Source organism: Corynebacterium sp. HMSC073H12, from assembly GCF_001837775.1.
Classification (GTDB): Bacteria; Actinomycetota; Actinomycetes; order Mycobacteriales; family Mycobacteriaceae; genus Corynebacterium; species Corynebacterium amycolatum.
Map to the genome: position 1 here is coordinate 356,577 of NZ_KV834035.1, position 24,843 is coordinate 381,419.

The following is a 24,843-nucleotide window of genomic DNA, read 5'->3' on the forward strand; positions in this document are numbered from 1 at the left end:
GCTAGTTAGGACTCGCTGCCTAACCGCCTAGTTCCGAATGGTCACCTGACGGGACACGATGGTCTCACGGGACTTACGCTCCTCGGCGGTCAGCGGCTCTTCGCTGGCCAGCGCCTCAGCGATACGCTTGTCGGCCTCTTCCACGGCAGCAATCCAGTGGTCGTGCGGCTTGGTGTTATCCAGGTCCCAGACCGGCACCAGCAGGCCATCGGTGCGGAAGACACCAGCGAACTTAGTGCCCTCTCCCAGCGAAAGGTTGTCCGCAGCGTGCACGCGTGCCAAGGCATCCAGCAGCGGCTTCTCATCTTCACGGCGCACCCAGCGGATGTGGGCGCGCTCGCCCGGATCAATCCACCACACAGCACCCGCGACCTTCGCATCCAGGCGATATGACGGGAGAATCGCGTCGTTAGCCACGGCCAGGTTCTGCTCGATCATCGGGGTGCGTTCAATGCCCTTGGGAATCCACCACTCGAAGTCCTGGTGGACCTCCATGTTGTCGAGATCCACGGCGGTCAGGACGTCGGTAAGCGGTGCAGCCTCGCCGTCAGTAGCGGCGGAGAGCTGCTGACCCGGCTCTGCATCGCGAGCCCATACCAGCGCACGGGAGAGATCCGCAGCGCCGTCATTGGTGCGAGCCTGCGTCTGCAGCGCGACGAAAGCCTCATTGCCCTGGTCAGCGGCACGCGTCAGTGCGGCTACGCCACCCGGCAGCACGGTGCAGAGCTTGATGTCACGCTCAGCGTCAGCGACCGTGACCGGAATGACCACAGCCGGAGCGAACTCGCGGACAGCCACGATGTCAGCCTCTTCGTCGAAGTCCTTGAACGGACGCGGATTGCCCAGCAACGCTGCACGCTCAGCAGCGCGGGCTGCCAGCTTCGCCTGACGGCGGCTCATGCCCTCCGGGGCCTGATTATTCTTCTTACGAGATTTCTTTCCCACAAGGCCACAGAATACCTATTCGCAGTCCGTAATTCGCGACTGCCTGGGCTACTTATAAAAATCGTCGACGAATTCGCTCGCCGTTCCTTCGAAAAGCTGCTTGTCGACGGCCGTTGCGCCCGCCTCTCCTTGTTCATCGGTAGCTTCGCTGGGGATGAAGCCCTTGGACCAGAAACCGGGCTGGGTGCGCTCGCGACCTGCCCCAACGGGAATGTGGCGATGTACTTCCTCGGGAGCCAACACGTAGCCGAGTAGCCGCGCCGTAAGGGCAGTTGTCACACAAGCTAAAACGGTGATGATTCCGGCCTGAAAGTACGTCCGGGACACGTCGGCGGCGATGAACCAACCCGCTGCAAGTGGCCATAAAACGCAGGCCAGATACCAGATAAAGCGACCTGGCCCCATTACGGCAGTGACTCCGGTTTCAGCCAACGCGACCACGGGCCCCGTGATGTTGCGCACTGGCCACATGTGCATCGTGCGCACATCCGTTGCCGTGCGCGACAGCAGTGGGCGGGCATACGTTGCGCGGTCACGCAGCACTTGGAGGGTCTTGTAGACCGAAAAACCCAGCCCAATGAGGGAAACCATTCCGCAGAGACCGAAAGCCCATGCTCCCAATTCGCCGAGGAGGGAAACCACCAAATCCTGGCCGGGGCTCAGGATGCTCATCCAGATGAATACGGTAAATGCGGCGAATACTCCGGCGCCGCTCATTGCCCATCGAAAGACGCTGTCCGCACGCTTGCGAACAATCTCATCGGCCTTCCAGCGCGGCGTCACACCTGTGATGGTCGAATCCGAGACAGTTGGCTGCCAGCTCTGCTGCGGTGGCAGCACCACCTGAGGTGGGGACTGCTGTGGCTGCTGTTTTGGAGACTGCGGCGGCACAGCCCACCCCGCGTTTTCTGCCTGTTCATTAGACATTTTCCGCAGGGCTCCTCTCTTACGCGCGGCCGGCTTCTTCCGCAGTCTTTTCTCCCACGGTGTTTTTAGGTGCGCTCCCCCTAACCTACCTAAACTAGCCCGGCCACTAACCCAGCCACTAGTCCGACCAGCTGCGAATCTTCCGTAGCATGATGCGGCTCTTACGCTGCGAACGTCCCATCTTCCGGGCCAGGTTGTTCAAAATCGCGATGGCCTCGGTAATGTGCGGCCCCTTGTTCAGCATCACGCACTCGGCACGCAGGGCGAAGGCTGCATCGGTAATCTCCGCGCGGGACGGCAGGCCGGCTTTGGCCATGTTCTCCAACACCTGAGTACCCAGAATGGTCGGCACACCGGCTGCCTGCGCCAGCGTCAGAATCTGGCCTGGAACCTCACCCATACGGTCGAAGCCCAGTTCCACAGCCAGGTCACCACGAGCAATCATCAGACCGGACTTGGCGCGCTTCATGCTGGCGATGATGATTCCCGGCAGATTCTGGAATGCCGGAATAGTCTCAATCTTCATCACAACACCCAGGTTCCGAGCCTTCGACGCCAGGTCCTCGCGGCCCGCAGCCTCATGTTCTGCCGCAATCTCATCGAGCACCTTGTAGACGTACTCAGCATCCCCCTGCGTGCGAATAAAGCTCACCGCAGCGATATCCGCATGCTCCACCACAAAGCGCAGGTGCTCAATGTCTTCGTCGGTAAGCGAATTGAGCGGCAGGTCGGTGTTCGGCAGATTGATGCCCTTATGCGCCGCCAACGGCTGTCCGTTCGGCTTGGTGCGCTGGACACGCAAGCGGGCATCGACGTGGCTATCTTCGCTTGACGACGTCTCGGAGACCTCAACCACCTCAGCGCCAAGCGCACCGTCGTCGAAAAGCACCGGATCGCCCGGCTTCAGAGCCGCCACGGCAGACGGCAGCGAACAGGAGACGCGTGGAATTTCATCGTCGGTGCGTGGAATGGTAGTGATTTCCTCGCGGCTGGTGAGAATGAACTCATCCCCAGTGTGGAACCGCAGCTTTTGCACGGTCGGTGGCACGCCACCAGCACGTGTGACCTCGTAGTTGCTCCGCAGGTGTGTGCCCTCGGCGATCCAGGCGTTCTTCTCCCCCTCGGCGAGCACGGCCTCGACCTCACCCTCGGAGTCGGTGTCGATGCGCACAACGGTGAAGTGACGCTTCGCCGAGCGGGAGTCATGCAGCGTAATGACATCGTCAAGCTGCAGCTGTTCCAACCACCCCTGATCTGCTTCCAGCGGCAGTGCGGGACGCCCCGGCAAATCGCTCGGAGCTGGCTTGGGGTGCTCATCCAACCGTGGAGTCAGCCAAATTTTGGACTTGGAGATGACCGTGCCGGCGTCGTCACGCACAACACGGGCGCGACCCACACGCGGCCCGGGTTCGATATCGCCTGTGCGCAGCTTCGGACCAGCCAGATCCATGGACACGAAGATGCGGCGACCGGCCTTCTCAGCTGCAGCATTGACGTTGTCAATCATGCGGCTCCACCGCTCAGGACCGTCGTGGGCGCAGTTGATGCGAGCGAGATCCATGCCAGCGGCGGCGAAGCTCTCCACCAACTCTGCATCGTCGGCGGCCTCGGCGGGCAGGGTCACCATAATGTGCGAAGTGACATCCGCGCGCTCCTGACCGAACAGCTCGGTGGCGTTGTTATCCAGGGCAATATCCGCGCGCTCATCGTCGGCAATAATGCGGGCGACATCGATGTCTGAGGTGCGCCCCGCCAGCGCCAACAGCGCGTTGAGAGCGAGCTCAAGGCGCCCCCGGGTGAAAGTCTCCACCGTGGTCAGACTGGTCACGCCGAGGTCGTGCAAGCTGTTTTGCAGCTCACGGATGTCAATTGTGCGCAGGTGTGCGTAGTGCAGCAGGTTTTCCGCGTGCCGACGGCGCTCTTCCGGCACCTCTGCGAGCAGTGAAGAAGCCTCCACCGAGACGTCGTCCAACTCTGTGATCAGATCAGTGACCTTGCTGATGAGGTCATCCAGACGCGGTACGGCCGCGCCGCTTTCAGTGTTGTCAGTTGCTGTGTCTTGAGGGCTCTGCGCTGCCATAGAGAAGGCACTCCTGTGTTTAAGACGAAGCGTTGGCCAGAGTCGGCCACGCGGGCCAATAGAAGGTGGGCATTCTCATTCTCAAATGAGACGGCCGAAAGCGCATGTCGAGAAGACATCTACTCTCGCTACCAGCAGTTACTTCCAGAATGGATCCTGCACATCTCGGAGCGTCTGAATGGACTTGTCCAGCTGCTTCTTTTCGTATTCGTCCAGCTCAAGCTCGATAACGCGGCGAATTCCTCGACGGTTCACAATGGCTGGTGTTCCGATGAACACGTCCTCATGACCGTATTCACCTTGCAAGTATGCGGAGACCGGCAGAGCTACCTCTTGGTTCTGGAAAATGGCGCGCGTAATACGGGCCAGACCCATACCGATTCCGTAGGAGGTAGAGCCCTTGGCATCGATAATCTCATAGGCGGCATCACGGGTTCGGATGAAGATGTTCTCCAGCTCGCCGTGAAGCGCGGGGTCGGCGGCGAGCCGCTTGGACAGACTGACGCCTGCGACGTTGGCGCTGGACAACACCGGCAACTCGGAGTCGCCGTGTTCACCAATGATGTATGCGTGCACGCTCATCGGGGAAACATCGTAGTATTCACCCAGCATGTAGCGGAAACGTGCGGTGTCCAGGATGGTGCCGGAGCCGAAGACACGGTTGTGTGGCAGCCCGGAGTACTTCCACGCGGCGTATGTGAGTACGTCGACGGGGTTGGAGGCGATCAGTAGGAGCCCATCAAAACCGCTGGCCATGACGGAATCGACGATGGACTTCATAATTTTCATGTTCTTGTCCACCAGCTGTAGACGAGTCTCGCCGGGCTTTTGTGCTGCGCCTGCACAGATGACTACCAGCGCGGCATCGTCACAGTCGGCGTACGTGCCCTGGGTGACTTTGGTGCGCGACGAAGCCCACACGACGCCATGGTTTAAGTCCATGACGTTGCCCATCGTCTTCTTTTCGTCGATGTCAATGATTGCCAAATGGTCGACAGTGCCTTGGTTGACCAGCGAGTACGCATATGCCACGCCGACGTCGCCAGCGCCGATAAGCACGACCTTATTTCCTGTGGATAGCTTCATAGCCCTCGGATCCTTCTCAACCGATTCGGAAAACGTTGCGACATCCCACAGGCTACGCTTTGTGCGGAAAACTGGCGCGGGATGAATAACCCGCGTGGAAAAAAATTTTGCCATGATGGGAGTTATGGGATTCCTGCGTCGCGCATTTACTTCGATTGCGCCCTCGATTGCGTCTACGGGCACCACACCTGTAGCTCAGCCAATCGAAACCACCAGGACAGTGCGAGCTGCACGAGCAGCGCGAACGGGAATTACAGGAGTCGCTGGCACAGCTGGCATGGCCAAAGCGCTGGGCGCAGTCGGCACCGGCAGTCTGATGGCCACCAAAGTCTTTCGCGAACGCCTCCTAGGTACTGGCCCTGGCACTATCCGCAGCGCACTGCGGGCGGGCATTCCCTCCAACCCCGGTCTAATTGGTGCAGAAATTGCGTCATGGGCTGCCTTTAGCCCCTCGCTGATGCCGCGTACTCGGACCGCCACCGTTACTGTGACCTTCCTGGCACAGCTGGCGGGCCATGTCACCGGGGTGGCTATCGGCTATGGCTACAACACGACGATGCGGCGTCTGGCCAGCACTCCGCTCAGCCGCTTTGCGCTGGCACCTCGACACGAGCGCGCACTGGCTGTGACCTGGCATGTTGCCACCACGGCCACCACCTCGGCGCTGTGGCTGCGCTCCATTTCCCAGCAGCGTGAAATTGGCCGACTGGTGGGCAAGGATGAGCAGGAATCCGCACGCAGCCAGTTCGCTTCCACAATGATTGCCAGTGGTCTCTACCTGACCACTCGGGGGCTCTCCGCGCTGGCCAATCGCGGCTATGACTTACTGCGGGACAACCTCCGCCCCTGGCTGCCGCGCGGTCTCGCCCCGGTTCTCAGTGGTGCCATCGTCGGTGGTGCCGTGGCCGCCAGCATTGACCGACTGCTTATCCGTCGGACTTTGGAGTCCATCGCCAAGAAGTCCCGCTACCTGAATACCCTGGTAGTTCCAGGCCGCATGCAGCCCTGGGAGCCGGAACGTTCCGGAAGTCCATGGTCTTTGGAGCCGTGGTACGCACTCGGCGCCGAGGGGCGCGTCTTTGTCGCCGAAGGCCCCCGTGCCCGAGATTTGGCAGTGGTTACTGGCAAGCCGCTCTCCGAACTGCAGGAACCCATCCGCATTTATGCAGGCAAGGTGCCAGGTCGTTCTCTGCGGGAACAAGCGGAGCTCATCATCCGCGAGATGCACCGCACCGGCGCGTTCCGGCGCGATCATCTGGTTGTCTTCACCACCACCGGTACCGGTTGGGTGCCACCGTGGTCGGCGCAGGCTGCAGAGTTCTTGACCCTTGGCAACTGCGCCACTGTCGCTCTGCAGTACTCTGACCTCCCCTCCCCAGTGGCATGGCTAACGGACCACGAAACCCCAATCGCGGCTGGCCACACCCTTATCCATCGGGTGTTGCAGGAAGTCGACAAGATGCCGGAGAACGACCGGCCAAAGGTCTACGTCGCCGGTGAATCCCTCGGCGGGTTTGGCGGTCTCGGCGCATTCGAGAATTCCGCTGACATGCTCGCACGCGTCGACGGTGCTGTCTGGACGGGCACACCACAGTTCTCCGCAATGTGGAAAGAGCTGACGCACCGTCGGACAAAGGGGTCCCCGGAAATCGCTCCGGTCATCGACGAAGGGCGAAACATCCGCTTCGCTACGCGCCCCGACGAGCTGTACCACTCCTTCTATGGCACCAAGTTCGGGCCGTGGGAATTCCCGCGCGTCGCATTTCTGCAGCATGCCTCTGACCCCATCGTCTGGTGGGATTACCCGCTGGCCTGGCGCCGCCCCGACTGGCTTGCAGAGCGCGTCGGCCGTGACGTTCTCCCCTCTATGCGCTGGCACCCGTTCGTCACCTTCTGGCAGGTGCTTATCGACGGGCTCGCATCCGTCACCGTCCCCGGTGGTCACGGCCACCGGTACGAGGAAGAAATGCTGCCCACGTGGGCTTCCATTCTCGACATTCCGCTTGACGACGACCTGGGTGGCGCGGCCGGAATGCGCTTCAAGCGCGTGAGTAAATGGATTCGCCGCATTCAGCCGCCACGTTCATAAACTTGTGACAGATACCTCTGAACAGCATTTTTTACGAATTTCGCATTAATTGTATTGCTTAAATGGTTGCGCATCCGCTCATCTTGAGTACCATCGACGGCACAACCTAAAAACGTGTTGAGGAGGAATTTTCCTAATGACTAAGTACGAACTTCCTGAGCTGGATTACGCTTACGACGCTCTGGAGCCGCACATCTCCGGCGAGATTATGGAGCTGCACCACAGCAAGCACCACGCTAATTACGTCAACGGCGCCAACGCCGCTCTGGAGAAGCTCGCTGCTGCTCGCGAGTCCGGCGACTTCGCAGCTGTTACCGGCCTGTCCAAGGACCTGGCCTTTAACCTGGGTGGCCACACCAACCACTCCCTGTTCTGGAAGCTGCTGTCCCCGAACGGTGGCGGCCAGCCGACCGGTGAGCTGGCTGAGGCTATCGAGCGCGACTTCGGCTCTTTCGAGAAGTTCCAGGCTCACTTCAACGCTGCTGCTCTGGGCCTGCAGGGCTCCGGCTGGGCTGTTCTGGGTTACGACACCATTGCAGAGCGCCTGGTTATTGAGCAGATGACTGATCAGCAGGGCAACCTGTCCATCAACCTGAAGCCGGTTCTGCTGCTGGATATGTGGGAGCACGCTTTCTACCTGCAGTACAAGAACGTCAAGGCTGACTACGTCAAGGCTGTCTGGAACGTCTTCAACTGGGATTACGCTGCAGAGCTGTTCGCAGCTGCCAAGTAATTTCAGCTAACAGCGCGCGGCTTTTTACGCGTCCCTGCTGCGCGCTAAAGATGGCTTACCGGCTCGCTGACGGGGCTTACCCTCAGCGGGTCGGTTTTTTATGTCTTGTTTGAGAACACTTTTGGTATTTCCTGGGCGGCACACGTAGCCGTCGTTTAGCGTTAGTGCCCATGAGCACCCGCAACAATGTCAACGTCGCCTATGAACACCTCGCCGTAGCTGATTCAGAGGCGGCGAAAATCGCTGTCGTCAGTTTGGACCGCGGAGACAAACTCAACGGTCTAACACTTGAGATGCTGACCGAGCTGTCCGCCGTCGCCCGGAAACTGACAGCTGACCGTGATCTGCGCGGCGTAATCCTACGTGGCGAGGGCAAATCGTTTTGCGCTGGACTCGATTTCGCCTCGGCATTTAAGAAACCCTCGCGTATTCTGCGCTCATTCGTCCCCGATATCCACGGCACAAACCTGTTCCAGCGCGCCTGCTGGGACTGGCGACGCCTGCCCGTGCCGGTCATTGCGGCGGTGCATGGGCACTGCTACGGCGGTGGTCTACAGATTGCACTAGGTGCTGATTTCCGCATTACTACGAGCGATGCCAAGTGGTCAATCCTCGAAGCGAAGTGGGGACTGATTCCGGATATGTCCGGTATGCGAACCATCCTCGATGAGGTCAGCGCCGATACTGCACGTTGGCTGACCATGTCTGGCGAAGAACTCAACGGCAAGGAAGCAACCGAGATGGGCCTGGCGACGTGGGCCGTGGACACGGAGGACGCTGCGTTTGAGCTGTCCAAGGAGAAGTTGGCACAGCTGGCGACACGCTCGCCGGATCAGCTGGCCGCGACGAAGCGGCTTTTCCGCGATGTGCACCGCTCCCCTCGCTCAACATTCCATGCCGAGCGCACACAGCAGTTGCTGCTGTTAGCCCGCAAGAATACGGCCATCATTCGCAATGCTGCGATGAAGAAGGTCTCACCTAAGTTCGCCCGGCGCAGCACGTGGGCGCGTGGTTAGCGCGCTAAGGAACCGGCAGGTCATCCCCATGCGGCAGGTCCGCAGCCGCGCGCTGTGAATCCAGCCAGTCGCGGACGTGGGCTACCGATCGGCAGTCATCGCCGTTGTAGCGCAGCAGCATGGCGCGAGCCTCGGCTTGCGTGAGCTTTTCAAAGGACTGTTCCGCGACAAAGTCGAGGTCAGTGGCCGTCGCAATGCGATACAGATCCAGCGATGCCTCGCCGTCAACATCGGCGTCGCGCCAGTGGAAGCCCGACCACGGGGCCACGACTTTTAGCCCCATGCCGACGGTGGAGAGGATCTGGCGACGGGCGACCTTCAGCATGTCCACCCAGTCCTCCGAGGCAATGAACTTGTCCACTTCTTCGCGGGTCGGCACCCGCACAATCTTTGTCGGGCCAGCTGCCTCGGAACTAAAACCAGCCGCATCGCCTGTAGCCAGCTCCGCCGAATCGGCGGGCACCACAAATTCCTGGCCACCGAACCGGGTAGCGCTCTGACGCAGCCAATAGTTCTCGCCCTCTGCCGCCCAGCAATAGGCGCGGAAGGTCTTGCCTTGTTCATGCGCCGCATTTCGACGCCGCATCAGGTAATCCCAGAAAATCGCAAAGTTCCTGGCCTCCGCCGTGCCGCCGAGCCCTTCTGGCCCCGGTGGCTCCCAGGTGATAAACCCGCGGTAGTCCTCCCCAGGCACCCACGTTCCCCACAGGTAGGCGCCATCGTTGGGGTACGCCTCCATATCGATATCCATCTCAACATCGCCACGCGGGGCCGATGTCTTAGCGGCTACCCGGAGCGCGTCGACGTCGGCAAGCCGCGCCCTCGCCATCCACACCTGCTCCTTGCTGACGTGCGGAGTGTTGGTACTCGCCTGCGCCAGTGCCGTGACTGTGTCGATGCCCACACTGCGCAACCGCATGGACTTATCCCCAGGTAGGAGGAGGGAAATGTCGTCACTTGCGGTCAGCTCATCCAAGCAATGGTCGTGGTGACGGCAGGTTCGGCACTCCCGGATGCGCCGTGGCGCCAGCGGCCAGGTGCCTGGCGTAAACCGTGACGGTCGCCCCTGAGTGGCAGCGACGGCATCACGCGCGTCCCGCAACGCCATCCGATACGAGGCCACGCGCGAACCTTCATCGGCAATGACAATATGCCGTGTATCCAGGTTCATCCCGGTGGCACTAATCGCCCCCACCAGGCCACAAGACACGCCCAGGCGGTGCAGTATCGCCGCTGCCTGCCCAAGCTTCACAGCGTCGGGTCCGTAATGCCGTAGCTTCCACTCATCTGTAACAACCATCGCCTGACGCAGGGTCCGCCCCATCACGCCATCACGCCCGAGCCGATCAACGCCCAGCAGTCGCACCTGCATCGCCGCCGCACGCGCCGCATTGCTTGACGACGGCTTGCGCCGCCGGCCTGGTTTGCGCGCAGAGAGCAGATGCCGTGTGACAACCAGGACCGGCATGTACGTCGGTGAGGTCGTCTGCGGTGAATCATCGACCTTGACCAGCAAATCGGGGTGGCAAATCTCGTCGATTCCCGAGTACACCCCACCGGGAATCGGACGCTCATGCATGAGCACGCCACCGGCGATGACGCTTTCTCCACGGGCGATGGCCTCAAGGGTATCCAGGTGAGCGTCCGGTCCCGGGGCCACTGTGTACAGGCCGGGAATGGACGCGATGGACGTCGGCAAGCGGTGCTCTTGGTGAGAAGCAGGTTCGACTAGCCGCCCCTCGCGGAGGTCGAGGCTCAGCCGGTAGCGGCAGCCGATGAGGTCGCTCGCGTGGAGAAGCGGGCGCGAAACGGATGAATCAGTCACAATGAGAATTAGCGTATCGCCACTCGGTAGGAAGTTTCACGTTAAGCTTGGATAGCAAGAATCGTGATGCAGCCACTGCATCTGGCAAGCGCACTCCGGCGCGGTGGGGTTTACGGGTTTTCCGCCCCGCTTTTCCGGAGGGACTATCTGCGAGCAACTAGGCGAAGGAAAAAATGAGCTTCTTGGGTGACATCCGTGAGCGTCGGCGCGAAACCGCCAAGCAGGTGAAGGCTGCCAAGGCGAAGGCTAAGGAAGAGGCTCGCCACGCAGCTCGGCTTAATCGCAAGGCACACAAGGCTGAGGTCAAGGCCGCTAAGCGCGACCAGAAGCACCAGCACAAGCTGGAGCTGAAGGAGGCCGCTGGCCGCGTTCGTTCTGAGGAAAAGCTCGGTAAGAAGGAACTCAAGCTGGAAAACCGTGCTCTGAAGCGCGCGGAGAAGATCCGCAAGGCAAGTGCCAAGGACGAGAAGAAGGCGCTGGCCGCCAAGCAGCGTCACCAGACCAAGATGGCCGAGAAGATCCTGCAACAGCAGCGCAACCAGGGCTTCAACAAGGACAAGGCAAAGTCGTGGATCGGTGGCGCACGCCTGCTGGTACCGGTGCTGGTTCCGCTGGCCTACCGCGCCATCACTGCCATTCAGCGCCGTGAACACTCTTCGGCCGCACAGAAGTTCGGTGTTTCCGCTAATGATGCCGCTCGTTACCAGGGGCACGGTGCACCGCTGCTGGCCCGCATTGAGGCCACTCGTGGTTCACTGACAGAGCTGCGTAAGTCGGGCGTCAAGGGTACCGATGGTTTTATCAAGGACGCCAACTCGCGTCTGGATGTCATGACTGATGCCATTAACACTGCCGAGAAGATGACCCCGGAGCAGCGTCGTCGCGCGCACCACTCCATTACCGCAGAGCTGGATTCTCTGGATCGCCAGATCATTTCGGAGCTGGGCGCGTAAACCTGGCCGCTTCGGGTTAAGGCCACTCGCCGAGATCCATCGGACTCAGCGCGACTGTTGTTGAGCAGCATTAGTCGCGCTTTCGCTCTTAGTACCCCCGTATCGGGCTATTTTCTCCCTCCGATGGCGCTACGGACTGAGAGCCACTGTAATGAGGGCTATGCCATCTTCAGATAAATCTCAGACTGCAGCCTCAAATCTGAACGGTGCGGTCTCGAACAGCGACGCAACAACCCAAAAGCCATTCACCCCTTCTCGTCGTGCCGTACTGCGTGCCGGCGCTACCGGTGCTGCTGCTGGCGCCATCGGCCTGGCAACCGCTACTAGTGCGGGAGCCAATCCTGAGCCACAGTCCCCAGCTAATGCTGGCGGATCTGGTGGTTTCCAGGTCTTCCAGCACAGCGTGGCCTCTGGCGATCCGCTGCCGGACTCCGTTCTTATCTGGACTCGTGTGACCTCGCACCCCGGCGACACCGCAGGTGCGAACCAGGGCCGCCCTGTTGCCCTGAAGTGGGAAGTCGCTTCCGACGAGGGCTTCGGCAACATCGTTGCCTCTGGTGCCCTGAACACCGACCCGGATGCTGACAACACCGTCAAAATTGATGTCAAGGGTCTCTCCGCTGATTCCTACTACTTCTACCGCTTTACCGTCACCGCTGGTGATCACGCGGGCCAGGTTTCCCCGATTGGCCAGACTCGCACTGCGCCACCGGTGAACTCCTCGCCAGATCACCTGGGCATCGCGCTGACCTCCTGCGCTAACTGGGAAAGTGGCTTCTTCTCCGCTTACCGCGATATGGCGGAAAATGACCGCATCGACATCATTATGTGTGTCGGTGACTACATCTACGAGTACGAGGCCGGTGGCTACTCCGGCAAGGGCCCGGTTCGTGACCACAAGCCGGCTCACGAGATTATTTCTCTCGCTGACTACCGCCTGCGCTACGCCACCTACCGCACCGATGCGGACCTGCAGGAAGCTCACCGCGCAAAGCCATGGATTGTGACCTGGGATGACCACGAGGTCGCCAACGATGATTGGCACAGTGGCGCTGAGAACCACGACCCGGAGACCGAAGGCGACTACGTAGCCCGCCGCGACGCTGCTATCCAGGCTTACCTGGAGTGGCTGCCGGTTCGCGCTGTCCCGTTCTCACAGGGCGGCAAGCTCTACCGCAGCTTCCGTTTCGGCGATCTCGCCGACCTGACCATGCTGGACCTGCGCACCTACCGTGACCAGCAGCTGAAGTTCATCCGCGCTGGCGAGACCGATGATGAGAGTCGTTCCATGCTCGGCTCTGAGCAGTTCAATTACCTGCTCGGCCAGTGGCGTTCCTCGAGCGCAAAGTGGCGTGTCGTAGGTAACTCGGTCATGTTCACCCAGTGCCTGGTTCCGCCGCTGGATCCGGAGGCCACTCGCGCTGTCACCGAGCTGCTGAGCCTGCCGCAGGACGGTCTGCCGTACAACCTGGATCAGTGGGATGGCTACGCTGCTGAACGTCGTAAGCTGATTGACATCATGGATAAAGAAGGCTACGACAACGTTGTCTTCCTCACCGGCGATATTCACTCCTCCTGGAACTGCAACGTACCGAAGGTCCCGGGCCAGTACCCGAGTGCCGGCATTGCCGCCATTGAGATTGTCTGTACTTCCGTCAGCGCCCCGAACATCGATGACATTGTGAAGCTGCCGCAGGACAACCCGATTTCCCTGGCTGCTACCGCTGGACTCAAGGCTGCGAACCCGTACGTCAACTACCTCGAGTTCGACCGCCACGGCTACGCCGCTGTCTACTTCGGTCGCGAGGACGTTACCGCTGAGTACCGTCTGGTCGAGGTCAAGGAGGAACCGAACCAGCCACTTTTCGTCGCCGCTACCTACCGAGGCAAGCCTGGTCAGGGCATGACCCAGGCTTAAGCGCCTTCTCATCCTTTCACTTGCCGACGACCACTGAGAGCGCACCCCGCATTGCGCCCTCAGTGGCGTAGTTGCTGTTCACGACGGCCCTGCACAACATGCAGGGCCGTATTTTTATTACCCCAAGTTCTTGTGCACAATTAATCGAATTATTAACAAACCATATATTCAATATAAGTTGCACAATCTAGCTCAATTATCGTCAATAGACATTAAATTTCTTTGCACTTATACTGTGGGGGAAAGAAAATAGGGCTTGATATTAATTTGAAATTTCACCGTATTGAAGTTTCACCGTAAGCCTTCTTCATTATTACAAGTTCAGCACCAAGCTAAGGCAGGGATTCTATGGCACGCCGCGAACTAATTCAGTACATCGACGACCTCGATGGGACTCCGCTTGATTCCACAGATCACCAAGTCGTTCGTTTCTCTTTCCGCGGTAAGAACTACATTCTCGACCTCTCTCAGGAAAATGCTGAGAAGTTCGAGCAGGTATTAGAACCGTATATTGCGAACGCTTCTATTGATCACAGCACGGTTGTAGCCCCGCGTAAGCGCTCTTCCGCTAATCCCAATGCCGCTGAGGCTCGTGATCGCAATCGCAAGATTCGCCAGTGGGCACGAGAGAATGGCATGGATGTTGCAGACCGTGGTGCGCTGCCAAAGCACATTATTGAAAAGTACGAGAGCGCTAACTAGTTCTCACCCAGGTTCGTTTACCTTCCACTGGATTTCATCCAGCTTCACTATCTTAAAGACAGGGTCCCGCCACAGCGGGGCCCTGTTTTAAAGTTGGGGCAGGTGATTCGAGTCGCTAGGATAGCGGCTGGAATTGACACACCGGCCTCATCCGGTTGTCTTACTTTTCTTATCCTTGACATGGAGGAGTCGGCCCGTGGTTATTTTGGAACCATTTGTTTGGCTGGTCTCGTTTGTCCTTAAGGCGTGGCACCTTTTACTGGCCTCAGTGTTTCACCTGCCGTCTTCTCTGTCCTGGACGCTTTCTCTCTTCCTGCTGGTGTTTACGGTGCGTGGCGCCCTGGCGTTTCTCGCGTTCCAGCAATTTATCTCGGCGCGCAAGACAGCCAACCTACGGCCGCAGCTTTTTATGCTCAAGGAGCGCTACCGCAGGAGCATCGAGCCGAACTCGCCACAATACGCAAACTTTGCCAGCAAGGAAATGCGCAAAGCCGAAGGTATTAAGACCTCCGTAATGCTGGCGCCCCTCTTCGTCCAGATTCCCGTGATTATGGGCCTTGTTCGCATGCTGAGGCACATGCTGCGCGCGTCTGAGGGGCCTGGGCTGCCTGCATCTCATAATGTCGGATTCATCTCTAAGGATGAGATCTCCGACTTTCTGAGTGCGACATTCTTGGGACAGCCTCTACCCGCATATCTGCGCATGGACCCGGAGCAACTGCAAATCCTCGGGGGCAATCATGATTCGCTGTTAACTTTCTGCATTATCGGCATCGTGGCAGCGGCCATTTTCACCGGTTTTAACTTGGTCATTTCCTACCGCCGGTTGCAGCGCACTCTCGACTATTCCAATAGCGTCAGTGTATTCCTCAGCAAATTCATGCGCGTAATGCTTATCTACGCACCGCTGATGATCCTCTTCGCGGGGTTCTTTGGCCCAACACCTGTGGCTCTAATTGTCTACTGGGTCACCAATAACTTCTGGACACTGACCCAAAATATTATTCTCACCCGCTATGTGGAAAAGACCTACCCGCTCACGGACGATTTCCGAACTCTGCAAAACCACCAAAAGGGTGAATACGAATCGGAGTGGGAAGAAAAGAAGAAGTTAAAGCAGGCCAAGCGTCGCTTCTATACCAAATCCGCATTCGCTCCGTGGAAGATTAAGCAGCACAAGAGCGAATATGCCGCTATTGAGAAAGCATCACGGGACCGTCGTAAAGCAAAGCAGGAAGAAGAATATGCCCAGGCTTTGAAAATTGCGAAGGTTCGCTACATAGTGACCCAGATGCGGCCTGGTGCTCAGGACAATTTACCGTCTCTGACGCAGGATATGAAGATTTCCTCGGGTATAGTTCCGCCGCTTCCCGGTCTGGCTAAAGTGCGGGCAGACATGAAACGACAAGCCGAGAAAGCGCAAAAAGCACAGAAACGGCCGAAGCCAATTCTGATTGCAAAGAACCTGGGAATGCTGCTCGGCCAGAATACGAAGAATATGGTTAAGAAAGCCACCGGCTCAAAGGAGTCGGACTGGAAACGCTTCCGGGATTAGCCCGTGAGCAAAAGGCGAGAACTAGGGCGCGTTAAAAAAGGGAATTAAGTATTTACGTGACCAAGTCACGGGCCAGGTCGCGCGCCATCTGCAGCGGGTTCAGGTCCTTAGACATCTTGGCACCCGCGAGGCCGCCGTCGAGGTAGAGCAACAGCATATTTGCGTGAGCAGACGGCATACTAGATTCATTTTCAGTCAGCAGCGTGTGTAGCTGTTGCCAAACCCAGGCGCGGTGATCGGCTGCGGCCTGGCGGATGTCCTGCTCCGACTCCGTTTCCGGCCGTGGATATTCACTAGCCGCATTCTGGAAGTGTGAACCACGGAAGTCGATTGCCGGCTGCTCCGCAATACACTGATCGAAGAAAGCGAGAATCTTCTCCGCCGGGGTATCCAACGAGGCCACTCGCTGCTCCCAAGCCTCCCGCCATTTGGTATCGAGGTCTTGCAGATACGCGATGACCAGCTTGTCCTTGGATCCAAACAACGAGTACAGGCTGGCTTTGGCGACATCAGCTTCCCGCAGGATGCGGTCAATGCCGACAACGCGGATGCCCTCCGTTGTAAACAGAGCTGTCGCTGATGTCAGGAGGCGCTCCCGCGGACTGGGTCGGTTACGACGGCGAGACGAAGCGCGGCCGCCTTTTGCGCCCTTGCCCGTTGTCGCTTCTGCCACGGCAGTACCTCTCGTCCTTCCAAAGTCACACCCCGTTATAACAGCTGCTCACTCGCAAATACCGGCGTTAGCGTCATTGCTTTCGCAACACTGAACAGGGCGTTTATAGTCTGTGATATTCCATTGTAGGCGTATCTGCGACTGTGATTTTGTAAAAGAACAAACTAGTCAGTCTTTCAGCCTCTAGTCCTACTTTAGCGTGCGATGATTGCTGCCCCCAACAGCTGTCGCGACAACCGCAGAACGCCAACTTCACGACAACCGCACAACAAAAAGGGCATCTCAATGTTAATGAGATGCCCTGCGCTCTAGCTCACTATCCAGTAGATAGCAGCGTTTCGACGCTTCGTGCTGAGCTGTGCTGTTGTTCTTGGTTTACTTACGCTTCTGAACCAGGCCGACAATCCACAGCAAAATCACGGCGCCGAGCAGGCACGTAAGGAAGCTGAAGATCATTCCACCACCGGCGACATCAACGCCGAACAGGGTGAGCAGCCAACCGCCGAGGAAGCCACCGACAATACCGACGACGATATTCAGGACGACGCCCATCGACGCATCGGTGCCCATAATCTTGGAACCAATCCAACCGGCAAGGCCACCGACGATAATCCAGCCGAGGAAGCCCAGAGAGGGGCTAAAGGAGGCAGCAAGAAGAATCTCGTTCATGATAGATATTCCTTTCCGAAATCGTTCTGACTCAACTATAAGGCTTTCCAAAATATCTTGCACCTACTGCAAGCACTATCAGGCCATTTCGGCCACTGGGAAACTAGCGAGATAACAGTCAGATAACCACCGGAAAACCCTTATAGAAACTGTACTTTCTGCATAAAAACGGGATTTATGCAGACGAGAGGCTCCATTTAAATAAACCGAAGCCGACCTCCGAGGCATGTCGGAAACCGGCTAGGTTCTACTTATAAATATTCGGTAACGGTTTCTGTTCTCGGCGCTAAACGCACCTCCACGACCGGCACCGGCGTTTTTCCCAGTCCCCTCGAAGACCGCTTTAGGCGTCAGTCTCCGGGCGGACAACCATCATCGGGCAAGCAGCCGCCTGCAGGAGTGCCCGCGAGGTGGAGCCGAGCAGCATGCCCTTGAAACCACCGCGGCCATGGCTGCCAACGACCAGCAGCTGAGATCCTTCCGAGGCATCAGCCAGAGCACGAACTGGGCGGTCGCGGGTAACAACCTTCTTGATGGCCACTTCCGGGTACTTCTTAGCGTACTTCTCCAGCCGGTGGCCGAGCAGAGCCTTTTGCTCCTCTTCCACAACCTGCCACTGGCTCTGAGCTGCAGAAAGACCAGCCAGGGAAGCCTGTACCTGCATGTCCATCCAGGTGTGAACTGCAATCAGCTCTGCACCACGGGCATCGGCCTCACGGAATGCGTACTCCGTTGCCTTTTCGGAAATATCGGAGCCATCGACGCCGACAACGACCGGGCCGTACTTGGTCTCATCGGTTACCAGGTTGTCCTCGCGGACAACAACAACCGGGCACGATGCGTGGGAAACAACAGCGGCGGAAACCGAACCCATGACCATGCCAGAGAGCCCACCCAGACCGCGAGAGCCCATAACCACCATGGTTGCCTGCTCAGACAGGTCGAGCAGCATGTCAATCGGGCTGCCCTCTTCAATCTGGTGGCTGACATCTACCGACGGTGCGAAGTCGAGGGCAATCTTCTTGGCCTCGTTAATCTTCTCCAGGGTTTCGGCCTCAAGATCGTCGTAAAGCTCCTGCGGCGGAACCATGCCCTCTGCGTAGAGGAACTGTGGCATGGAGTAGCTGCTGACCAGACGGAGTGGCTCACCGCGCTTCACTGCGGTGTTAGCGGCCCACTTGACGGCGGTCTTGGATGCCTCCGAGCCATCGACCGCGCACACAATGATGTTCTGCCTTGGCATTGATTGCCTCCTTATTATGCGATCCATAAAAATTGGCTCTCCGCGGCCCGACCGCAACGCAGCTACACCTATCGCACCTGCTTGGACGCCATTTTAATGGACAAGCTTTGCTATTTAGTCAACTCTTCCGAGCCAACCCTTTTATTACTTTCACCTCCACCCTACCCCCATTATGTTGCGACCGACAGGGCAGAATGTTGTCCACCTACGCCATTAGGGGCGATACCAACACCGTCCTGCCACAGCAGCTCCGCTTGCCCGTCAGATGAATCCGGGGCACCTGTTAAAGTCAGCCGTATGCGTCGCATGCCACTGCCCATTCGCGATGGGCTCAACCCATCCCGCATCGCCGCTCCCGGGCGTCGTGGCGATGCCCCCACCCGTGCGTGGGATCTGCTCGCAGGCGCTATCGCAGGCCAAACCCACCGCCACCCGGACGATGATGAAGCGGCTGTGGCCAAGCGCTTTGCAGATGGGCTCGTCGTTCGCGCCAACTCAGTGCCGTACAGTCCGGATGACATGGTGAAGCCCGGCGCGGAAATGTGGTTTTACCGCACCCCGGCACCGGAGCGCACAATCGCGGGGCCGATGCCGATTGTCTTTCAAGATGACAACCTTGTGGTCGTCGACAAGCCGTCGTTTTTGGCAACGATGCCACGCGGCCGACACATCACGGAAACCGCTGTCGTACGCCTGCGGCGGGAGCTGGGAAATCCGGAGTTGGTTCCCGCGCATCGCCTCGACAGGCTGACATCGGGGTTGCTCATCTTTACCGCCCGGCGCGAAGTTCGCGGTGCCTACCAGGGGCTTTTCGCATCTGGGGAAGTCACTAAGCGCTATCACGCGCTGACATCGCCCACACCCATCGCTGGCGCGACCAGCGAAGCCCTGCCCGAGACCCCACTGGAGTTGCGCACACGACAGCACAAAGTTGCTGGCCAGATGCAGGCTTATACTCTCGAGGGCGAGCCAAACGCCCACACCATCATCGAGCACATTTCGCTTGTCGACGTGCCTTCGGACGCCGACGGCCTCGCTGCCGACAGTGATCGCGTTGCGCTGTGGCAATTGAAACCCATCACCGGACGCACTCATCAGCTGCGGCTGCACTTGAGTGAACTGGGCTTTCCCATCCTGGGCGACCAGTACTACCCGGAGATTCTGCCGCTGGAGGCCGAGAATACCTCGGAGCCCCTGCACCTGGTCTGTGTAGAAATGAGTTTCGCTGACCCCGTGACTGGTGAACAACGAACGTTCCATTCCCGCCGCAGCGTTTTCAATCCGCTTTCGCTGCCGGATATTAATTCGCCGTTGATCAAATCTAATTAGAAGAGAGCCCCCTCCCCCATGTCTGCCAAGCATGCACAACAATCCGCTAAATCTTCCGCTGAATCTTCTTTGGAGCATTCCGCCCCACCAGCGGCGGCCTACGCTGAGAGGCTCACCAAGAAGTACGGCGACGGCAATGCCGCTGTTACTGCACTGGACCATGTTGACATCTCTTTTGCCGCTGGTGAGTTCACCGCGATTATGGGGCCGTCCGGGTCCGGCAAATCGACATTGATGCACTGCATGGCCGGTTTGGACTCCGCGACGTCGGGAAGCGCATACATCGGCACGACGGAACTGTCGAAGCTGTCGGACAAGGAAATCACGGCGCTGCGGCGTGATCGCCTGGGCTTTGTGTTCCAGTCCTTCAACCTGGTGCCGACGTTGACGGCGGCAGAGAACATCACCCTGCCTATCAATATCGCTGGTCGGAAGGTGGATAAGCAGTGGTTCGAGGAAATCACCACGCGCCTCGGGCTTAAAGAACGGCTTACGCACCGCCCCTCGGAACTGTCCGGTGGCCAGCAGCAGCGTGTCGCCTGTGCGCGTGCCATCGTCAGCCGGCCGGAGATCATCTTTGGCGATGAGCCGACGGGCAACTTGGACTCGAACTCATCTCGTGAGGTGCTGACGATTCTCCGCGATGCGGTTGATGACATCGGCCAGACCGTCGTCATTGTGACGCATGATGCCACCGCCGCGTCCTACGCAGACCGTGTTGTGTTCCTCGCGGATGGCCGCGTGGTTGACGAGCTTCGCAATCCCACGCCCGCCGATATCTTGGCGCGCATGGCAGATATTGAGAATCTTTAGGAAGGCAGGTCATCTCCCCCCATGGCATCATCGTCTTCCACGCTGAGCCGCGTCGCCTGGCGCAACATCACCTCGCACAAGTTGCGCCTCGTGCTCACAATTATTTCGGTCGTGCTGGGCACGGCCTTCATCACCGGCGCATTTGTGTTCACATCATCGCTGGACAAGGCCTTTAAGGGCGCAATGAGTACCGCTTATGACGGTGTCGACGTGGTGGTGACGGCCCCCGCTGACAATCCCGGTGCGCTCACCAAAGAAACTGAACAGAAGGTGGAGAACTTCCCTGGGGTGCGCGCCCTCAACATCGGCAATCCCAGCAATAGCATCACGGCCACGGGAGCCGACCGCAAGCCGATTCAGACCAATGGTTCGCCATCGATGGGTCTTCCCTACTATCCAGCGGCCGAAGCGGTGGGCAACAAAGTCACGATTACCGAGGGACACGCGCCGGAAGCACCAGGTGAGGTGGTCGTCAACTCCGCCACCGCCAAACTCGGCAGCCTCCACGTCGGCACTGAAATCAAAGTAGCCACCCGTCTCGATCGGGCGACGGTGAAGGTCGTCGGCATCGCTGATACCTCCATCGACGAAACTGGCTACCTCGCGGTCTTTTTCACCCAGAATCAGTGGCGCGAGCTCTACGGCGAAGACGGACATGTGGACATGTTTACTCTCGCTGCCGATTCCACCACTGATGCTGCCACACTTACCCGTAATGTCGCGGCCGCGTTCCCCGACCTCAAGGTAGAGGCCGGCTCTAAGCTCGCCGACGAGGCTTCCGAACGTGTCTCCTCCGCCTTAAGCTTTGTTAACTACTTCCTCATCGCTTTCGGGCTCATCGGTCTGCTGGTCGGCATCTTCATCATCTCCAATACCTTCACCATGCTGGTCACTCAGCGCATGAAGGAATTCGCTCTCCTCCGCGCCCTCGGTGCTTCACGACGACAACTCACTGCGTCCGTCCTCTTGGAGGCATTCATTGTTGGCCTCATCGGTTCTGCACTAGGTGTAATCACGGGATTTGGGCTGAGCCAGGGGCTATTCATGCTTCTCGATGCCATGAGTATCTCCATGCCCGGCGACGGCCTGACATTCGAACCGGTGGCAGTCATCGTTCCTCTCCTTGTCGGCGTGGTAATTACCATGATTGCCGCTTGGACACCGGCGGCCCGCGCTGGTGCCGTTCCTCCTGTGGAAGCCATGCGCTCTGGGGATCAAACAACCAGCAATAGTCTCAGTATTCGGACATGGAGCGGCGCTGTGCTGGCATCCGCCGCTATCGCAATCATTGCCTGGGCATTGCAGTGGAACGACGCGGAAACCAAGATTCGCGCCATCTTCGTTGGTGTCGGTGCAGTGATGGCCGTAGCCTCCGTCTGGCTTGTCGGCCCCGCGCTGTCCATGCCTCTGATCGGAGGACTGGGGCGCGTCGTAGGTGCGCCTTTTGGAACCGTCGGCAAGCTTGCGGCAACGAACTCCCACCGCAATCCGCGCAGAACGGGAACCACATCGTTTGCACTGACGCTCGGACTTGCGCTGGTGACTGTGATCGGCATGTTCGGCGTGTCCATGAAGGAAGCGGTCAATGAGTGGTCAGAGACAAATCTGACGGCTGACTTCGTGCTCTCGCCGCCTCTGACTGCGCATTCGGCCCTGCCTCTTGGTGTCGAGGACGCGGTGAAAAATATCGATGGCGTCGAAGACACCGCAACCTTGTCGATTGGTGCACTGCTGGTGATCCCACCTGAAGAAGCCCCCACGATGATGGACTCCATGCCCGAACAACTCGAAGGCGGACCAGAAGGAGGCAACGCATCTGTTTTCAATGGTGACGTTGCCAAGTGGTACGGTACCCGCGCCATCCAGGGCTCTCTCGATCTGGCGAAGCCGGAGGCGGGCATTGTCATCAGCGAATCAACAGCGCAGAAGAACCGATGGCAAATTGGCACTGAACTCGCAGTAATTGCAAAGAGCGGTGTCGTGCAGCTCCCCGTCACCGGTATCTTTGCCGACACTGGCGATCCCGGCCAGTCCATCATCATCTCCGATGCTGCCATTCATGAGCACATCAACAGCAGGCTTATCTTGCCCCTCCAGACCTACGTCGATGTCTCCGATTCCATCGCCGCAGATGACAGCGCTATGGATGAGATGAAACAGAAGCTTAGCAACGCCGTTGCGGACTACCTCGTAGTACAAGTGATGACTGCTAAGGAGTTCGCGGGTCTGGCTAATGCCTCTATCGATGTCATGCTGGGAATCGTGTACGCGCTGCTGGCGCTGGCGGTCATCATTTCGATTCTGGGAATCATCAATACTGTCGCGCTCTCAGTTGTCGAGCGCCGCCAGGAGATTGGCATGCTTCGAGCCGTCGGCCTGCAGCGCTCGGGGATTCGCCGGATGATTCGCCTGGAATCTGTGGAAATCTCCATTTTCGGCGCGGTTGTGGGTATTGTCCTCGGTTTGTTCCTCGGCTGGTCACTGCTGACCGTGCTGAAGGATGAGGGCCTGAATACTATCGCGGTACCGTGGCTGCAGGTTGTTCTCATGCTGCTTGGGTCTGCGCTTGTAGGTGTTATTGCTGCTCTCGGACCTGGTCAGAAGGCCGCGAAGACACCACCTCTGGCCGCTATCGCAGACGAATAGTCGCCGCTATATGAAAGCGCCCCGTGCAGATATAGTTTCTGCACGGGGTTTTATTTCGCCTTATCACCTAGGCCGAATCAGCTATCCGACTCACTCATTTCCGCTGGAAATTTATACGGCTGCATTGGCCTTGCGAACCTCGCGTTCACGATTCTTCAGCGCCTTATTGAGCAGCATAAAGAACCACACAAAGCCAACCGTCAGGATAATGTGGCCGAGTCCTGCAATTCCCGAGTACATCGGACCCCAGGCCTCCGGGCCTGAAACAACGTGGACGATACCGTTTGCCACCATCATGCCGATTGTCCAAACAATACCGACATTCTGAACAATGAACCAGCGATCAAAGCCCTTGACAGCTGAAATATTGAATTGACCATCCAATGCCAGCGCAACCAAGAAAAAGATCGTGCCAAGGACAAGGAAATGCGTGTGCAGCGTATTGAGCTGCGTTTTATCGCCAAAATCCATCGCACGGGTAAATTCACGATAGAAAACGCCAGAAAACAGACCAAGACCGAGATAGACCGAAGCGGCCGTGAATAACTTACGCATACTTCGTAGCCTACTCAGATAACACTGGCTTCTAAATGGACTAAACCCAGGGGGTTAAACGAAAGTTTGATACCGCGAAACTAGAGGGTCTCAAACTAACCGCGCGAATCGAGCCACCACACATTTCGGCACAGCCTTAAATAGAGTCATCACCAGACCATATAGGCCGGGTGCGACCTCCGCTCGACCGCTCTCCGCTGCACGTAACGTGCGCTCCACCAGATAACTGAGATTCTGCTCCGGCATAAGACGCAACTTCACCGACTTCGCCTGCTTCACGACGTCCCGGAGCGCCTTGGTCTTAACCTTTCCCGGGTAGCAAATAGTTACAGTTACACCATTAGGCTTTAATTCCTCCCTAAGGCTGATACCCCAATGCCGAATAAACGCTTTCGATGCTGTGTACACCGCGAGCCCCGGAGTTGGTGCTACAGCAGAGATCGACGAAACCAGAATAATGTGGCCATTCTTTTCGAATAGATCGTATAGAGAGTAAACCGCTGCGACCGTTCCGCGAATATTCGTCTGTATCATTTGATCAGCCCGCGAAAAGTCCTGGGTATTAACATCGCCATAATTCGCATACGCGGCATTGAGGATTAAATAAACTATCGTCGCGTGATGGCGCTCAACATGATTCCGGAGTTTATCGCCAAAATCATCATCGGACTGGTCTAGACGAAGATATCGAAGACGCGGACCTTGGTTCCTAGAGTGTTCAGAGTCCTCGCTGGAAGAACCATCGTTGTAGCTACGAGAGATACACCAGATTTCATCTAGGTCTGGACGTAGCTGCCCAAGTTTATAGGCGAAGACGGCGCCTATGCCCCGAGATGCTCCAGTCACGATTCCCACTCGCATGAATTCCAAGATACAGCTGACTGGTTCAGGCAATTAAAACGACGCCGACGAAGAGTGCTGTATGAGAATAAACATGCCGACAAAAAGATACAGCACTAAAACACTTACGCTGTTTTATGTCGTTTACTTGTGGGTAAAACAAAAGCGGGCCGCGGCCACCAACCCCACAACAGGGGGAGGCAACCACGACCCACAAAAAATATATGCCGGCGGCGACCTACTCTC

General features: G+C 58.2%; 20 protein-coding genes. 10 read left to right on the plus strand and 10 right to left on the minus strand.

The genetic code is table 11. From position 1 onward, the window contains the following. Positions 1-27: 27 nt before the first annotated feature. The 4 genes from HMPREF2708_RS06605 to HMPREF2708_RS06620 form a co-directional block, all read right to left on the minus strand. Positions 28-945, minus strand: coding sequence for a DUF5926 family protein (locus HMPREF2708_RS06605; protein ID WP_070833571.1), 918 nt, complete (start codon positions 943-945; stop codon positions 28-30). A gap of 48 nt (positions 946-993) precedes the next feature. After that, a complete protein-coding gene (locus tag HMPREF2708_RS06610; RefSeq protein WP_070833572.1) occupies positions 994-1,872 on the minus strand; it encodes a hypothetical protein in 879 nt (292 codons plus the stop codon). Between the two features lie 118 nt (positions 1,873-1,990). After that, positions 1,991-3,952 carry a pyruvate kinase gene (locus HMPREF2708_RS06615; protein WP_083321888.1) on the minus strand — a complete coding sequence of 654 codons (1,962 nt, stop codon included), beginning with the start codon at positions 3,950-3,952 and terminating at the stop codon, positions 1,991-1,993. A gap of 138 nt (positions 3,953-4,090) precedes the next feature. Then, positions 4,091-5,038 (minus strand): L-lactate dehydrogenase, encoded by a 948-nt coding sequence (locus HMPREF2708_RS06620; RefSeq protein WP_070833611.1) that lies wholly within the window; start codon positions 5,036-5,038, stop codon positions 4,091-4,093. Between the two features lie 94 nt (positions 5,039-5,132). Between HMPREF2708_RS06620 and HMPREF2708_RS06625 the strand changes: the two genes are divergently transcribed. The 3 genes from HMPREF2708_RS06625 (at position 5,133) to HMPREF2708_RS06635 (ending at position 8,876) form a co-directional block, all read left to right on the plus strand. Continuing rightward, a complete protein-coding gene (locus HMPREF2708_RS06625; RefSeq protein WP_246840360.1) occupies positions 5,133-7,127 on the plus strand; it encodes an alpha/beta-hydrolase family protein in 1,995 nt (664 codons plus the stop codon). Positions 7,128-7,263: 136 nt separating this feature from the next. After that, positions 7,264-7,860 carry a superoxide dismutase gene (locus HMPREF2708_RS06630; RefSeq protein WP_005510435.1) on the plus strand — a complete coding sequence of 199 codons (597 nt, stop codon included), beginning with the start codon at positions 7,264-7,266 and terminating at the stop codon, positions 7,858-7,860. A gap of 170 nt (positions 7,861-8,030) precedes the next feature. Continuing rightward, positions 8,031-8,876 (plus strand): crotonase/enoyl-CoA hydratase family protein, encoded by an 846-nt coding sequence (locus tag HMPREF2708_RS06635; RefSeq protein WP_070833574.1) that lies wholly within the window; start codon positions 8,031-8,033, stop codon positions 8,874-8,876. A gap of 4 nt (positions 8,877-8,880) precedes the next feature. Here the strand turns inward: HMPREF2708_RS06635 and HMPREF2708_RS06640 are convergent, their stop codons facing one another. Then, on the minus strand, positions 8,881-10,701 hold the full coding sequence (locus HMPREF2708_RS06640; RefSeq protein WP_070833575.1) for a ribonuclease H-like domain-containing protein: 1,821 nt from the start codon (positions 10,699-10,701) through the stop codon (positions 8,881-8,883). A gap of 173 nt (positions 10,702-10,874) precedes the next feature. Between HMPREF2708_RS06640 and HMPREF2708_RS06645 the strand changes: the two genes are divergently transcribed. The 4 genes from HMPREF2708_RS06645 (at position 10,875) to yidC (ending at position 15,829) form a co-directional block, all read left to right on the plus strand. Then, on the plus strand, positions 10,875-11,654 hold the full coding sequence (locus tag HMPREF2708_RS06645; protein ID WP_070833576.1) for a DUF6474 family protein: 780 nt from the start codon (positions 10,875-10,877) through the stop codon (positions 11,652-11,654). Between the two features lie 160 nt (positions 11,655-11,814). After that, positions 11,815-13,572 (plus strand): alkaline phosphatase D family protein, encoded by a 1,758-nt coding sequence (locus HMPREF2708_RS06650; protein WP_246840361.1) that lies wholly within the window; start codon positions 11,815-11,817, stop codon positions 13,570-13,572. Positions 13,573-13,920: 348 nt separating this feature from the next. Then, the gene (locus HMPREF2708_RS06655; protein WP_005510529.1) at positions 13,921-14,274 is read left to right on the plus strand and encodes a histone-like nucleoid-structuring protein Lsr2; all 354 of its coding nucleotides are present in this window, start codon (positions 13,921-13,923) and stop codon (positions 14,272-14,274) included. A gap of 196 nt (positions 14,275-14,470) precedes the next feature. Continuing rightward, positions 14,471-15,829, plus strand: coding sequence for a membrane protein insertase YidC (gene yidC, locus HMPREF2708_RS06660; protein WP_070833578.1), 1,359 nt, complete (start codon positions 14,471-14,473; stop codon positions 15,827-15,829). Between the two features lie 52 nt (positions 15,830-15,881). On the opposite strand, the gene HMPREF2708_RS06665 is transcribed toward yidC, so the two are convergent. From HMPREF2708_RS06665 to HMPREF2708_RS06675, 3 genes are all read right to left on the minus strand, one after another. After that, a complete protein-coding gene (locus HMPREF2708_RS06665) occupies positions 15,882-16,502 on the minus strand; it encodes a TetR/AcrR family transcriptional regulator (RefSeq protein ID WP_070833579.1) in 621 nt (206 codons plus the stop codon). A gap of 375 nt (positions 16,503-16,877) precedes the next feature. Then, positions 16,878-17,171: a GlsB/YeaQ/YmgE family stress response membrane protein gene (locus HMPREF2708_RS06670; RefSeq protein ID WP_070833580.1), complete on the minus strand. Its 294-nt coding sequence runs from the start codon at positions 17,169-17,171 to the stop codon at positions 16,878-16,880. 343 nt (positions 17,172-17,514) lie between these two features. Next, on the minus strand, positions 17,515-18,414 hold the full coding sequence (locus HMPREF2708_RS06675) for a universal stress protein (RefSeq protein ID WP_005510554.1): 900 nt from the start codon (positions 18,412-18,414) through the stop codon (positions 17,515-17,517). 297 nt (positions 18,415-18,711) lie between these two features. On the opposite strand from HMPREF2708_RS06675, the gene HMPREF2708_RS06680 reads away from it, so the two are divergent. From HMPREF2708_RS06680 to HMPREF2708_RS06690, 3 genes are read left to right on the plus strand one after another with little or no spacing between them, the layout of a single operon-like run. After that, the gene (locus HMPREF2708_RS06680) at positions 18,712-19,743 is read left to right on the plus strand and encodes a pseudouridine synthase (RefSeq protein ID WP_070833581.1); all 1,032 of its coding nucleotides are present in this window, start codon (positions 18,712-18,714) and stop codon (positions 19,741-19,743) included. 18 nt (positions 19,744-19,761) lie between these two features. Continuing rightward, a complete protein-coding gene (locus HMPREF2708_RS06685) occupies positions 19,762-20,556 on the plus strand; it encodes an ABC transporter ATP-binding protein (protein WP_246840362.1) in 795 nt (264 codons plus the stop codon). A 21-nt stretch (positions 20,557-20,577) separates the two neighbouring features. Continuing rightward, positions 20,578-23,202, plus strand: a complete 2,625-nt coding sequence (locus tag HMPREF2708_RS06690) for an ABC transporter permease (RefSeq protein ID WP_070833582.1) — start codon at positions 20,578-20,580, stop codon at positions 23,200-23,202. Between the two features lie 111 nt (positions 23,203-23,313). On the opposite strand, the gene HMPREF2708_RS06695 is transcribed toward HMPREF2708_RS06690, so the two are convergent. Both HMPREF2708_RS06695 and HMPREF2708_RS06700 read right to left on the minus strand, forming a co-directional pair. Further along, the gene (locus HMPREF2708_RS06695) at positions 23,314-23,757 is read right to left on the minus strand and encodes a DUF2871 domain-containing protein (protein WP_070833583.1); all 444 of its coding nucleotides are present in this window, start codon (positions 23,755-23,757) and stop codon (positions 23,314-23,316) included. A gap of 90 nt (positions 23,758-23,847) precedes the next feature. Then, entirely contained in the window at positions 23,848-24,603 is a 756-nt protein-coding gene (locus HMPREF2708_RS06700; RefSeq protein WP_210400323.1) for an SDR family NAD(P)-dependent oxidoreductase, read from the minus strand. Between the last annotated feature and the right edge of the window lie 240 nt (positions 24,604-24,843).